The sequence below is a fragment of the Nitratireductor sp. StC3 genome, from assembly GCF_003015025.1.
In the GTDB taxonomy this organism is placed as follows: domain Bacteria; phylum Pseudomonadota; class Alphaproteobacteria; order Rhizobiales; family Rhizobiaceae; genus Mangrovimarina; species Mangrovimarina alexandrii.
Map to the genome: position 1 here is coordinate 111,471 of NZ_PYBP01000008.1, position 12,634 is coordinate 124,104.

The window sequence follows — 12,634 nt, forward strand, 5'->3', positions numbered from 1 at the left end:
AGTTAATTCGAGTTAAAAAGTGTCAGACACGATCAGCATTCACGAAACCGGGACCGACGCCCGGCTCGCCGGCGCGTTCGCCACCATCGATTTGCGCGCGCTGCAGCACAATTACCGCGCCCTGGCGGCCCAGGCCCCGACGGCGCGCACGGCCGGCGTGGTCAAGGCCGACGCCTATGGGATCGGAATCGCCCAGGCCGTCCCCGCGCTTGCCGCAGCCGGCTGCGACACGTTTTTCGTCGCCTGGCCGGATGAAGGCCGCGCGGTGCGCCGGGCGGCCCCGCAGGCCCGGATCTTCGTCCTCGGCGGGCTGTTCGGCCGCGAGGCGGCCCAGGCCTATGCCGAAGCGAAGCTGATCCCGGTGCTCAATTCGCGCCGCGAAACGGCGATCTGGGAAGGGTTCTGCAACACCGATGGCGTTGCCCATCCGTGCGCGATCCATGTCGACACCGGCATGAACCGGCTCGGACTGACGCTCGAGCAGGCCAAGACGCTGGCAGAGGAAAATGCGCTGACCGGCGCCCTCAATCCCGTGCTGGTGATGAGCCATCTCGCCGCTGCGGACCATCCCGACCATCCGCTCAACCGACGCCAACTCGACGCGTTCACGGCGGCTCGTCGGTTCTTTGGCGGCGTCGAGGCGAGCCTGGCCAATTCGGCCGGGATCGGGCTTGGCAGCGCCTATCATTTCGACCTGATCAGGCCCGGCATCGCGCTCTACGGCGGATTGTCGGGAACGGGCCTGGAACCGGTCGTGTGCGTGGAGGCGCGGATCGTGCAAATCCGCCAGGCGCGCGCCGGCGAGGCGGTGAGCTACGGCGCCGCGGCGGTGGTGCAGCGCGACAGCCGTGTTGCGATCTGCGCGGCCGGCTATGCCGACGGCCTGCCGCGCGCGCTGTCGGGCGCGGGCGTGCCGCTGCGCGAGGTCACCGGCGGCGGGCACGGTTTCGCGGGCGGGCGGCGCGTGCCCGTGCTCGGCCGCGTCACCATGGACATGACCATGTTCGACATCACCGACGTGGAGGACGGGGCGCTCACGGTCGGCGACCGGATCGAGTTCTTCGGCCCGAACGTCGATATCGAGGAAGCCGCGACGGCGGCCGGGACGATCTCCTACGAATTGTTGACCGGGCTCGGCCGGCGCCACCACCGCACCTATATCGGGCCGGCGGCTGAAAGCAGCACGAACGGAGACGGGAACTGATGGCGCGCGCGCGCATCCAGTTCATCTGCCAGAATTGCGGCAGCGTGCATTCGCGCTGGGCCGGCAAATGCGACGCCTGCGGCGAGTGGAACACGCTGGTCGAGGAAGGGACCTCGGGCGGCATCGGCTCAGGGCCGGCCGCAACGCGCAAGGCGCGCCCCGGCCGTGCGGTGGCGTTGACGACACTTTCGGGCGAGATCGAGGACGCGCCGCGCATCGCTTCGGGCATCGACGAGCTCGACCGGGCCACCGGCGGCGGTTTCGTGCGCGGCTCGGCGCTGCTGATCGGCGGCGACCCCGGCATCGGCAAATCGACCCTGCTCACCCAGGCCGCCGGCGCGCTGGCACGCCAGGGCCACCGCGTGGTCTATGTCTCGGGCGAGGAAGCCGTGGCCCAGATCAGGCTGCGGGCCCAGCGCCTGCAGGCCGCCGATGCGCCGGTCGAACTGGCGGCGGAAACGAATGTCGAGGATATTCTGGCCACCATCGCAGAGGGCAGACGGCCGGACCTTCTGATCATCGATTCGATCCAGACGCTGTGGACCGACATGGCCGATTCCGCGCCGGGCACCGTCACCCAGGTGCGCGCCTCCGCCCAGGCGCTGATCCGTTACGCCAAATCGACCGGCGCGGCCGTGGTGCTTGTCGGCCACGTCACCAAGGATGGCCAGATCGCGGGTCCGCGCGTCGTCGAGCATATGGTCGACGGGGTGCTCTATTTCGAGGGCGAAGGCGGGCACCACTATCGCATCCTCAGAACGGTTAAGAACCGCTTCGGCCCGACCGACGAGATCGGCGTGTTCGAAATGTCGGACCGGGGCCTGCGCGAGGTCTCCAACCCGTCCGAACTGTTTTTGGGCGAGCGCACGGCCCAGGCGCCGGGCGCGGCGGTGTTTGCCGGCATGGAAGGCACCCGGCCGGTACTGGTGGAAATCCAGGCGCTGGTGGCTCCCTCGCCGCTCGGCACGCCGCGCCGCGCCGTGGTCGGCTGGGATTCTCCGCGGCTTTCCATGGTGCTCGCGGTGCTGGAGGCCCATTGCGGCGTGCGGTTTTCCACCAATGACGTCTATCTCAACGTCGCCGGCGGCTATCGCATTTCCGAGCCGGCCGCCGATCTCGCGGTCGCCGCGGCGCTGGTTTCCTCGCTGGTCGGGCTTGCCCTTCCCGCGGATTGTGTCTATTTCGGCGAAATCAGCCTTTCGGGCGCCGTTAGACCTGTCGCGCATGCGCAGCAGCGGCTGAAGGAGGCCGAGAAGCTCGGCTTTGCCCAAGCGGTCATGCCCGCCGGCAGCGGAGATATCGCCGGGGGCATCGCGGCGCGATCCTTCCAGCCCGGCGCGCTTGCCGATCTGGTGGCCCGGATCGCGGGCTCGAAACGAGGACGCGACGAGGATTGACACCTTGCTTCAAACGGACGCCCGTGGGTCACTGGGAGTGGAACTCTGATGCCGATCACGCTGCTTGACGGAATCCTAATCGGTTTCACACTCGTGTCGGCCGTGCTGGCCATGGTGCGCGGCTTTTCGCGCGAAATCCTGTCGATCGCGTCCTGGGCGGCGGCCGCGGCGGCGGCCTATTTCTTCTATCCCTTGGTGCTGCCTTACGTGACGCCCTATATCGACAATGCGCAGATCGCTCTTGCGGCGGCGGCGGCGATCGTGTTTTTCGTCGCGCTGATCGTCGTGTCGGTCATCACGATGAAGATCGCCGACTTCATCATAGACAGTCGCGTTGGCGCCCTCGACCGCACGCTCGGTTTCGTCTACGGCGCCGCACGCGGCATTCTGGTGATCGCGGTCGCCTTGTTGTTCTTCAACTGGCTGGTCGGCGAAAACCGACCGACCTGGGTGGCGCAAGCCAAGTCGCTGCCGTTGCTTGAAGGAATCGGCGAAAGGCTGCAGACGCTGCTTCCGGACGATCCGGAAAACTCGATCCTGAAGAAGATCACCAGCAGCGACGACGGCTGAACATCCGGCCACAGTCGAGCCGGCGGCAACGCGGACGGCACCGCGTATCGGTCAAGTGAAAGGCGGCTGTCATGACGGACATGCTTGCGAGGCCCGTTGGCGGGGATGAGCGCGAGCGGAGCGCGGCCGCGGAAGCGGACGATCATTTCCACGACGAATGCGGCGTGTTCGGCATATTCGGGCGCCAGGACGCGGCGGCGATCGTCACGCTCGGCCTGCACGCGCTTCAGCACCGAGGCCAGGAGGCGGCCGGCATCGTCTCCTTCGACGGCAGCCAGTTCCACGTCGAGCGCCATGTCGGACTGATCGGCGACACCTTTACCAAGCAGGCGGTGATCGACAGCCTGAAAGGCAACCGCGCGATCGGCCATACGCGTTACGCCACCACCGGCGGCTCGGGCATCCGCAACATCCAGCCGCTATTTGCCGAACTGGCCGATGGCGGCTTTGCCGTGGCCCATAACGGCAACATCACCAACGCCATGACCGTGCAGCGCAACCTGCAGAAACAGGGCGCGATTTTCTCGTCGACCTCGGATACCGAGACCCTGCTTCATCTGGTCGCGACCAGCCAGGAGAAGGATTTCAACGCCCGGTTCACCGAAGCCGTGCGCCAGCTCGAGGGCGCGTTCTCGCTGGTGGCGCTGTCGTCGAAGAAGATGATCGGCTGCCGCGACCCGCTTGGCATCCGCCCGCTGGTGCTGGGCGATCTCGACGGGGCATGGATTCTCGCATCGGAGACCTGCGCCCTCGACATTATCGGGGCGCGTTTCGTGCGCGACATCAAGCCGGGCGAGATGGTGGTGATCACCAAAAAGGGCGTGGAAAGCCATTTTCCGTTCGGCGAGGTGCGGCCGCGCTTCTGCATCTTCGAATATGTCTATTTCGCGCGGCCGGACTCCTCGGTCGAGGGCCGCAACGTCTACGACGTGCGCAAGAATATCGGCATGGAACTGGCGCGCGAATGCCCGGTCGAAGCGGATCTGGTGGTGCCGGTGCCGGATTCGGGCACGCCGGCGGCGATCGGCTTTGCCCAGGCGGCCACCCTGCCCTTCGAGCTCGGCATCATCCGCAACCACTATGTCGGTCGAACCTTCATCCAGCCGGGCGATTCGATCCGCCACATGGGCGTGAAGCTGAAACACAATGCCAACCGGCGCACGATCGAGGGCAAGCGGGTGGTGTTGGTCGACGATTCGATCGTGCGCGGCACCACCTCGCAGAAGATCGTGCAGATGGTGCGCGACGCCGGCGCCAAGGAAGTGCATATGCGCATCGCCTCGCCGCCGACGCGCGCCTCGTGTTTTTACGGCGTCGACACACCGGAGACGGCGAAGCTGCTCGCCTCGCGCATGTCGATCGAGGAAATGCGCGATTTCATCCGGGTCGATTCGCTGGGTTTCCTGTCGATCGACGGGCTCTACCGAGCGGTCGGCGAGGCCGCGCGCGACAGCGAGGCCCCGCAATTCTGCGACGCCTGCTTCACGCGCGACTACCCGACCCGGCTGCTCGATCACGAGGGCGCCGACAATGTGCGCCAGCTTTCCATCCTCGCCTCGCGCGCGCAATTCTAAGAGAAGCAGCCCCGACGTGACCTCCTCCCCTGACCTTACCGGGCGCCTGGCGCTCGTCACCGGCGCCTCGCGCGGCATTGGCTATCATATCGCCAAGCAGATGGCGGCGGCCGGCGCGCACGTGATCGCGGTCGCGCGCACCGTCGGCGGCCTCGAGGAGCTCGACGACGAGATCAAGGCCGAGCATGCTCGTACCGGCAAGGGCGAGGCAACGCTGGTGCCGCTCGACCTGGCCGACATGGCCGGTATCGACCGGCTCGGCGGTGCGATCCACGAACGCTGGGGCAAGCTCGACATTCTGGTCGCCAATGCCGGCGTGCTTGGCGTCGTTGCGCCGATTGGCCATGTCGAGGCCAAGGTGTTCGAGAAGGTGATGACGCTCAACGTGACCGCGACATGGCGGCTGATCCGCTCGCTCGACCCGCTGCTGCGCGCCGCCGACGCCGGACGGGCGATCGTGCTGTCGTCGGGGGCCGCGCATTCGGCGCGCGCCTATTGGGGCCCCTACGCGGCCTCGAAGGCCGCCGTCGAGGCGCTGGCGCGTTCCTGGGCCGACGAAACCAAAAACACGCCGCTCAGGGTCAATATCGTCAATCCCGGCGTGGCGCGCACCGCCATGCGGGCACAGGCAATGCCGGGCGAGGATCCCGACACCCTGCCGCATCCGACCGAGGTGGCTGCGCAAATCGTGCCGCTGGCCGGCCTCGACATCACCGAGACCGGAAAGATCTGGGATGTCGAACTCGGCCGTTTCACCGCCTGGCAGAAGCCGCAATAGGCAGGCTCTCCTACACGCGAACGTGACTGGCGCTGCACGGGAAGCCGCCGGACACTGATCCGGGGGCGCAACACCGTGTGCGGAGGAACGCCATGAAACGCCTGGTTTTGACAGTCGCCATCTCGACATTCGCCACCCTGGCCGGCGCGCAGGCGCAGGACAACGCGATGAGTTTCTTCATCACCAGCGCCGGCCCCGGCAACGGCGCGGATCTCGGCGGGCTCGCCGGCGCGGACGCGCATTGCGCCAGCCTGGCCGCGGCGGCGGGCGCAACCGGCAAGACCTGGCGCGCCTATCTGTCGACCGACGCCGAAAACGCGCGCGATCGCATCGGCACCGGCCCATGGTACAACGCCAAGGGCGACAAGATCGCCGACAACGTGGCCGCGCTGCATAGCGACGCCAACGCGATCAATAAGCAGACCGGGCTCGACGAAAACGGCGCCGCGATAAACGGCCGCGGCGACCAGCCCAATCGGCACGACATCCTGACCGGCTCCAACCCCGACGGTACGGCGGCGGCCGCGACCTGCGCGAACTGGACGGCCAGCGGCGACGGCCAGGCGATCGTCGGCCATCACGACCGCATGGGTTTGCGCGACGACGCGCCGTCGAAATCTTGGAATTCATCGCATCCCTCGCGCGGCTGCAGCCAGGAGGCATTGCGGAGTACGGGCGGCGACGGCCTGTTTTACTGCTTCGCGACCGACTGACCGTTTTCGGGCCTTGCACATAGCAGAGCATAAAAAGGCCCCGGATGCGCCGTCCGGGGCCTCGTCGCGGCGCTGTCTTCAAATCAGCGGCCGAGCTGCATCTGGTAGTCCCCGCCGAACCGCGTGTAGCCGTTCGAGCCATAGCGACGGTGCAGTTCCTCGCGCTTCTGCGCCTTTTCGCGCCAATATTTCATCGCCGCGTCGCGCTTGGCCTTCTGCTTGGCCCGCCAGGCAGCCAGACGGCGCTCGCCTTCGGCCTCGCGCTGGCATTGCCGGCAATTCGCCTTGTCGTGCTCGACCTCCTGCTTGACGCGGCGGGCGCGTTTGGCCGGCTTGCCGCCGAGCACCTGGCGCGTCACATCGCCGGGGGTGTAGCGCGTATCCATGCCAAACCCCTTGTCGAAAATGCACCACACGACGGTGCAGGAGAAATCGCCGACCACGCCGCCGATCACGCTCAGCCCGACCCGGCGCGGCGCGCCGCCCATCTGGATGATTTTGGCGGGATCGTCAAAGCCATTGCGCTTTTTCTTCGGCTTCGACGGCTTTTTGGCTTCCTTTTTCTGCGGCGCCGCGGCGGGCTTGTCGCCGATCTCGATCGTGCTCGAATAGCTGCGATCGGGGCCACCACCGTCGCGGGCGGACGCGATGTCGGTCGCAGCCAGCGAGCCGGCCAGGATCGCGGTCGCGGTGAAGAGATGGGTCAGTTTGAAGAGTTTGGCAGACATGTCGTCCCTCCGTTTTGTGCGTTGCCAATATCGATTGGTCGTCGCGACGCGGCGAAAGGTTCACGGTGCCCTCAAAAAAATTCGGGCCTTGCCACGATGGGTAACCAACGGGCAGTCGGAGCAGGTCCGGCGCGGCGACGCCGCTATGCCGGCCGGTAGGCTTCGAAGCTGATGCTGTCGTCGCCGTTGCGCGGTCGTCGCCCGTGCTGGTAATTGCCCGATGCCACCACGTCGACGAAACCGGCACCCTGCAAAAACAGGGAGAATTCCCCGACACCCCACCACCGCAGCTTGAACAAATCGAGTTCGCTCGCCAGCAGACGGCCGTCGCGCCAATGATCGTAGCGCAGATGGGCGAGAGTGGTCTGCGCGACACAGTCCGTTTCGACCCGTTGTTCGGTAAGCGTCAGCAGATCGCCATCCGGCGTCGTCCAGCTTCGAACCGAGCCGGCCGGTTCCAGAAAAGCACTGACCGGGTCGAGATCCAGCAGCAATTTTCCGCCGGGAGCCAGATGGTCGAAAAACCGCTCCAATACGGCAGTCGCCACGACCACATCCGTGACCAGTTGAAACGACCCGGCGGGGACGATGATCGCCGAAAACGCGCTCTCGTAACGAAAATCCGCAAAAGTCTGCCTGGTCAGCCGGGCGGACAGGTTGCGCCTTCGGCATTCATCGCGGCAATAGGCCAGCATCTCGTCCGACGCATCGAAGCCCTCCATCGCAAACCCGGCTTCCAGGAGCGGAACGAAAACGCGGCCGTTCCCCACCGCGGGCTCGAGAACGGGTCCCCGGCACGGCTCAAGGCGCTGCCGGTAGTACTCCACGTCGCCGAACGAACGGCCGACCGGCTTGTCGAGATTGTAGACCCAGGACGCGAGTCTTGCGTAACGATTGTTCATGCTGCACTGACGGAATTGAACAAAGACGATGGCACCGCGTGGCCGCCACGCCGGGTTCTCCGGCCGACCGCCGAAGGCCCGGTAGACGATCGGGCGCGAAACCGCAAACGTGTCGGCGAGATCACCCGGCGAATATTTTCCCGTGTCGTCCGACGGTCACAGATACGGACCGCGACCGAGCCAGAAAAACATCTATTTTCGAGCCAAAACCATCTATTTTTACGAAGAAGCCGCAGTCCGCCGCGTGGTTTCGCGTGGTAATTCGCCGAATTCGCGGCGATAGGCGGCGGAAAACCGGCCGAGATGGGAAAATCCCCATTTCAGCGCGATGTCGGTGACCGATACGCCATCGCCGCCTTGCTGCAGATCGAAACGCACCCGCCGCAGGCGCTCGCGCTGCAGGGCGTGCATAGGCGACAGGCCGTGGCGCGCCTTGAAGGCGAGCTGCAGCGTACGCGGCGTCACCTCGGCCGCCTCGGCGACGTCGAGGAGGGTGATGGGGCGATGGCAATTGGCGCGCAGGAATTCCTCGGCCCGGCGCAGATGGCGCGGTGTAGCGCCTTCCGGTCCGTGTTCGAGAAAGATCGACATGTTGCTCGGCTGGCCGCGCAGGAACGTCTCCAGCAAGCGCTGCTCGTTGTAGGCGGCCTGGAGTCCGGTCGTCCAGCCTGGGCCGCATTCGGCGGCCTGGAAAAGCCGCTCGGCGAGCCGGCGCCATTCGCGCATTTCGGGACGGGAGAAATCGATCTGCGGATCGAAGATGATCGGTCCGGGCAGCGCACGGTCGCATAGGCGTTCGGCGAAAGCCATGAACGGCGCCTTGCGAATCTGGACCAGCAATTGTCCGCAGCCGCGCCACCAATGCATGCGCGTCTCGAGATCGGCATTGAGGATCGAGGCCGTCTCCAGCCCGGTCAGGAACTGCTTGCGCCCGTTGCAGATGGTCGCCGCGCCGGCGATCGGCATCTGGATCAGGTAAAAACTGTCCAGCGCGCCGGGATCGATCATCACGTCGGCGCCGTAGCTGATGTAATTAAGGGAGATCATGCTGCCGGGCGCATGGTGCTGGGTGGCGTGAAAGGCGGCGCCGTCGCCGACGATCTCCAGGCGATGATTGCAAAAAATCCGCGCGACCCGTTCGCGCGCGCAGTCCAGGTCGACCGTCTCGAACAGGACGTGACCGGAAAGAGGAGGCGCGTGGCGGGAACCTTCTTCAGCCCTCATCCGAACAGTGTAGCATCGTTGGGCCACCATCCAAGTTTTCGTCGCTTCATTCGGCCGCAGCGGAGCGTTTTTTTCGTTTTTTGGATAGTCGGCTCGCAATCCGGACAGAAATCGTACGCCGGTCGTGCCTAATCTGACAACGAGAACACAGGCGTCCGGCTGAAGGCGCCTTCTCGCACACAATGGGAGAACGATATGGCTGACGACCTCGACAAGGGCATCACGCGCAACGGCACCGGCTTCAACGGCACCACCTGGAACATTCTCGGCCAGGTCTATTTTCCGAAAGCGTCGTGCGCGTCCACATTCGCCTTCGAAACCAACAGCGATCCGGGCCAGTTCGTGCCGGTCCACATCCATCCGACCCAGGACGAGTTCATTCTGGTCCAGGAAGGCGAACTCGACCTGAAACTCGACGGCGAATGGTCCAAGGCCAAGGCTGGCGATCTGGTGCGCATGCCGCGCGGCATTCCGCACGGCTATTTCAACAAGTCGGACAAGCCCGCGCGGGCGCTGTTCTGGGTGTCGCCGGCCGGCGAACTCGAAGCGCTGTTCAACCGGCTGCACGACCTGAGCGACCCGGACGAAGTCGTGAAAATCTCCGCCGAACACGCGGTCGACTTCCTTCCTCCCGAAGCCAACGACTGAACCTTACGGGCAGCAAAGGCGGCGGCCGCCGGAAACGGTCGCCCGCGGCGTGCATGGCGCGCCGCCGGCGGAGCCGTGGCCAAAGGACCGCCCAAAATCCGGGGAACCACCATGGTCGAGAAGAAGAAAGTCGCCGTTATCGGCGCGGGCGTCAGCGGCTTGGCCGCGGCCAAGGCGTTCAAGGAGCGCGGGCATGCCGTCACCGTCATCGAGCGCAGCCACGCGCTGGGCGGGGTGTGGGAGCCGTCGCGTTCCTACCCAGACGTCCAGACACAAAGCCCGAAGGATCTTTACCGCTATACGGGCAAGCCGATGCCGGACCATTATCCGGAATGGCCGAAGGGACCCCAGGTCCACGCCTATCTGACCGACTACGCCCACGAGAACGGTCTGACACCGCTGATCCGCTACGAAACGCGTGTTGCAGCCATGGAGCGGCGCGCCGACGGCCGCAAGGGCTGGACGCTGGCTCTGGAAGGCGCCGACGGCACGGCCGGAACGGAGACGTTCGACTTCGTCGCCGTCTGTACGGGCCAGTTTTCGGAAAAAAACATTCTGACCCACCCCGGCCAGGACGCGTTCGTGGAAGCCGGCGGGCAGGTGATGCACTCGTCAGACTATACCGATCCGGCCATGCTCAAGGGCAAGAAGGTGGTGGTGCTCGGCTTTTCCAAATCGGCCACCGACATCGCCGTCAACGCAGTCAAGTCGGGCGCGGAAGCGGTCACGATCGTCTATCTGGAGACGGTGTGGCGCGTGCCCTACTTCATCGGCGGGCTGATCAACTTCAAGCGCATTCTCTACATCCGGGCGCAGGAAAAAATGTTTCCCGGCTGGGGCCAGTCGACGATGGCCAGGCTCAATCACGCGCTCGCCAAACCGTTCGTGTGGGCCAACTGGCGGGCACTGGAAAGCCTCCTGTCGATCCAGCTCAAGCTCAAGAAAACCGGGCTGAGACCCAAGGAGCCGATCGAACGCGGCATTAACTGCTCGGTGCCGATCGTCACGCCCGGCTTTTTCGATATGGTCGCCGACGGCCGTATCCGCGCCGTGCAGGGCACGTTCGACCGTTACGAGCCCGGCACGGTGGTTTTGACCGGGGGCGAGCGGGTGGCCGCCGACATGGCGATCCTCGCCGTCGGCTGGAAGCTCGGCGTGCCCTTCCTGCCGGAGGAATACCGCAAGAAGCTGGTCGAGCCCGACGGCCAGTACCGGCTCTATCGCATCATCGCCAATCCGGATCTGCCGGACATGGGGTTTGTCGGGTTCAACTCCTCCTTCTGTACAGTGCTTTGCGCCGAACTCGCCGCCAACTGGCTGGTGCGCTATGCCGACGGCATGCTCGCCCATCAGCCGAGCGCCGAGGAGATGAACCGCAATATCGACATGATGCTTCAATGGAAGCGCACGGAACGGCCGGCGGCCGGTGTCTATGGCGGCCTGTGCGTGGCCCCCTATCACTTCAAGCATTTCGACGAATTGCTGGCGGACATGGGCGCGCGCAAGAAGAAGCGCAATCCGGTGGCCGAAAACCTCGCCCCGCCGAACGCCGACGCCTATGCGCGCTATCTGGCCTCGACGCCGCAATATCGCGCGGCCTGAAACGTCGAAGGGCGGCCGCTGGGCCGCCCTTGCTGGTATTGGCTGAACGCCAGGCCGATGGCCCGGTTCAGAGCGCGGCGATGACGATCACCTCGACCAGGTGCTGCGCGGTCGCAAGCCGTGCCTCTCCGGTGGCGCGCGCCGGCGGGTTCTCGGGATCGACCCAGGCATCCCAGACCTCGTTCATGGCGGCGAAATCGCGCATGTCGGACATCCAGATCGTCGCCTGGAGGATCTTCGACTTGTCGGATCCGGCCGCGGCCAGATGACGCTCGACGGCGGCGAGCGCATCCCTGGTCTGGTCGGCGACGCTCTTGCCCGGGGTCCCAACCTGGCCGGCCAGATAGACGGTGTTACCGTGGATGACGGCCTGGCTCATGCGCTTGCCGGGCTCGAGACGACGAATGGACATTGCAAAACTCCTTGTTGCTTGCGGGGAGAAAACGATGCGACGCGGCAAAGTGCGTCCGTGTCAGGCGGGTTCCGTGGCCCGCTCGCGCGCTTCGCGGCGCCGGTAGAAGTGCCAGCTCAGCGGAATGAAGGCGAGATAGGCGATGGCGGTCACGCTCATCGTATGCCAGGGATAATTGATCAAAAGCAGCACGTAGGACACGATCGCCAGGATCAGCGGCATGACCACGTCGCCGCGGACGCGGCCGACATTCTTGCCCGACCAGACCGGCACGCGGCTGACCAGAAGACAGGCGACCAGCAGCGTGAAGACGCTGGAAAGACCGGCAAAGACGGCGCCGTGCTCGACACCGAGAAAGCTGAGATAGGCCGGCAGGAGCACCAGCATGGCGCCCGCCGGTGCGGGCACACCGACGAAATAGCCGGCCCGCCAGCCCGAGGCGCGGTTGGGATCGTGGTCCATGACATTGAAGCGCGCCAGCCTGAGGCCGCAGGCGATCGCAAACAGGAGCGCTGCGATCCAACCCGGCGCGCCGGCGCCGTCCAACAGGAATGCATAGAGCACCAAGGCGGGCGCGACGCCGAAATTGACGATGTCGGCAAGCGAATCCATTTCCGCGCCGAATTTCGAGGTCGCCTTGAGGGCACGCGCCACGCGGCCGTCGACGCCGTCGAGGAAAGCGGCCAGAAGCACCATCGCCACGGCCAGTTCGATGCGCTGTTCAAAGGCAAGGCGGATTCCGGTCAGACCGGCGCAAATCGCAAGCACGGTAACCAGATTGGGCACCACCATGCGCAACGGGATCTCGCGGATGCCCGGCCCGCGCGGATCGGGCGTCTTGTGCCCGCTCCCATCGTGCGATTTGCCGGTAAACGGCACCGG

General features: G+C 65.6%; 13 protein-coding genes. 8 read left to right on the plus strand and 5 right to left on the minus strand.

Features of this window, described 5'->3' with window-relative positions:
* Positions 1-19: 19 nt before the first annotated feature.
* The 6 genes from alr (at position 20) to C7T96_RS16720 (ending at position 6,236) form a co-directional block, all read left to right on the plus strand.
* On the plus strand, positions 20-1,204 hold the full coding sequence (gene alr, locus C7T96_RS16695; RefSeq protein WP_245414157.1) for an alanine racemase: 1,185 nt from the start codon (positions 20-22) through the stop codon (positions 1,202-1,204).
* Positions 1,204-2,601, plus strand: a complete 1,398-nt coding sequence (gene radA / locus C7T96_RS16700) for a DNA repair protein RadA (RefSeq protein WP_106572383.1) — start codon at positions 1,204-1,206, stop codon at positions 2,599-2,601. The genes alr and radA overlap by 1 nt, the downstream gene beginning before the upstream one ends.
* A gap of 48 nt (positions 2,602-2,649) precedes the next feature.
* A complete protein-coding gene (locus C7T96_RS16705; RefSeq protein ID WP_106572384.1) occupies positions 2,650-3,171 on the plus strand; it encodes a CvpA family protein in 522 nt (173 codons plus the stop codon).
* Between the two features lie 71 nt (positions 3,172-3,242).
* Positions 3,243-4,745: an amidophosphoribosyltransferase gene (gene purF / locus C7T96_RS16710; protein ID WP_238719733.1), complete on the plus strand. Its 1,503-nt coding sequence runs from the start codon at positions 3,243-3,245 to the stop codon at positions 4,743-4,745.
* 16 nt (positions 4,746-4,761) lie between these two features.
* Entirely contained in the window at positions 4,762-5,523 is a 762-nt protein-coding gene (locus C7T96_RS16715) for an SDR family NAD(P)-dependent oxidoreductase (protein ID WP_245414158.1), read from the plus strand.
* Between the two features lie 92 nt (positions 5,524-5,615).
* Positions 5,616-6,236 (plus strand): hypothetical protein, encoded by a 621-nt coding sequence (locus C7T96_RS16720; RefSeq protein ID WP_106572386.1) that lies wholly within the window; start codon positions 5,616-5,618, stop codon positions 6,234-6,236.
* An 83-nt stretch (positions 6,237-6,319) separates the two neighbouring features.
* Here C7T96_RS16720 and C7T96_RS16725 read toward each other — a convergent pair whose 3' ends face one another.
* The 3 genes from C7T96_RS16725 to C7T96_RS16735 all read right to left on the minus strand — a co-directional run bounded on the left by C7T96_RS16725 (position 6,320) and on the right by C7T96_RS16735 (position 9,090).
* Positions 6,320-6,964 (minus strand): hypothetical protein, encoded by a 645-nt coding sequence (locus tag C7T96_RS16725; RefSeq protein WP_106572387.1) that lies wholly within the window; start codon positions 6,962-6,964, stop codon positions 6,320-6,322.
* Positions 6,965-7,107: 143 nt separating this feature from the next.
* Entirely contained in the window at positions 7,108-7,866 is a 759-nt protein-coding gene (locus C7T96_RS16730; protein ID WP_106572388.1) for a class I SAM-dependent methyltransferase, read from the minus strand.
* A 219-nt stretch (positions 7,867-8,085) separates the two neighbouring features.
* Positions 8,086-9,090, minus strand: coding sequence for an AraC family transcriptional regulator (locus tag C7T96_RS16735; RefSeq protein WP_106572389.1), 1,005 nt, complete (start codon positions 9,088-9,090; stop codon positions 8,086-8,088).
* A gap of 195 nt (positions 9,091-9,285) precedes the next feature.
* On the opposite strand from C7T96_RS16735, the gene C7T96_RS16740 reads away from it, so the two are divergent.
* Positions 9,286-9,738, plus strand: a complete 453-nt coding sequence (locus C7T96_RS16740; RefSeq protein ID WP_106572390.1) for a cupin domain-containing protein — start codon at positions 9,286-9,288, stop codon at positions 9,736-9,738.
* A 111-nt stretch (positions 9,739-9,849) separates the two neighbouring features.
* The gene (locus C7T96_RS16745; RefSeq protein ID WP_106572391.1) at positions 9,850-11,340 is read left to right on the plus strand and encodes an NAD(P)/FAD-dependent oxidoreductase; all 1,491 of its coding nucleotides are present in this window, start codon (positions 9,850-9,852) and stop codon (positions 11,338-11,340) included.
* Positions 11,341-11,407: 67 nt separating this feature from the next.
* Here C7T96_RS16745 and C7T96_RS16750 read toward each other — a convergent pair whose 3' ends face one another.
* Positions 11,408-11,752: a RidA family protein gene (locus C7T96_RS16750; RefSeq protein ID WP_106572392.1), complete on the minus strand. Its 345-nt coding sequence runs from the start codon at positions 11,750-11,752 to the stop codon at positions 11,408-11,410.
* A 60-nt stretch (positions 11,753-11,812) separates the two neighbouring features.
* A complete protein-coding gene (gene pssA, locus C7T96_RS16755; protein WP_238719731.1) occupies positions 11,813-12,631 on the minus strand; it encodes a CDP-diacylglycerol--serine O-phosphatidyltransferase in 819 nt (272 codons plus the stop codon).
* Positions 12,632-12,634 lie beyond the last annotated feature (3 nt).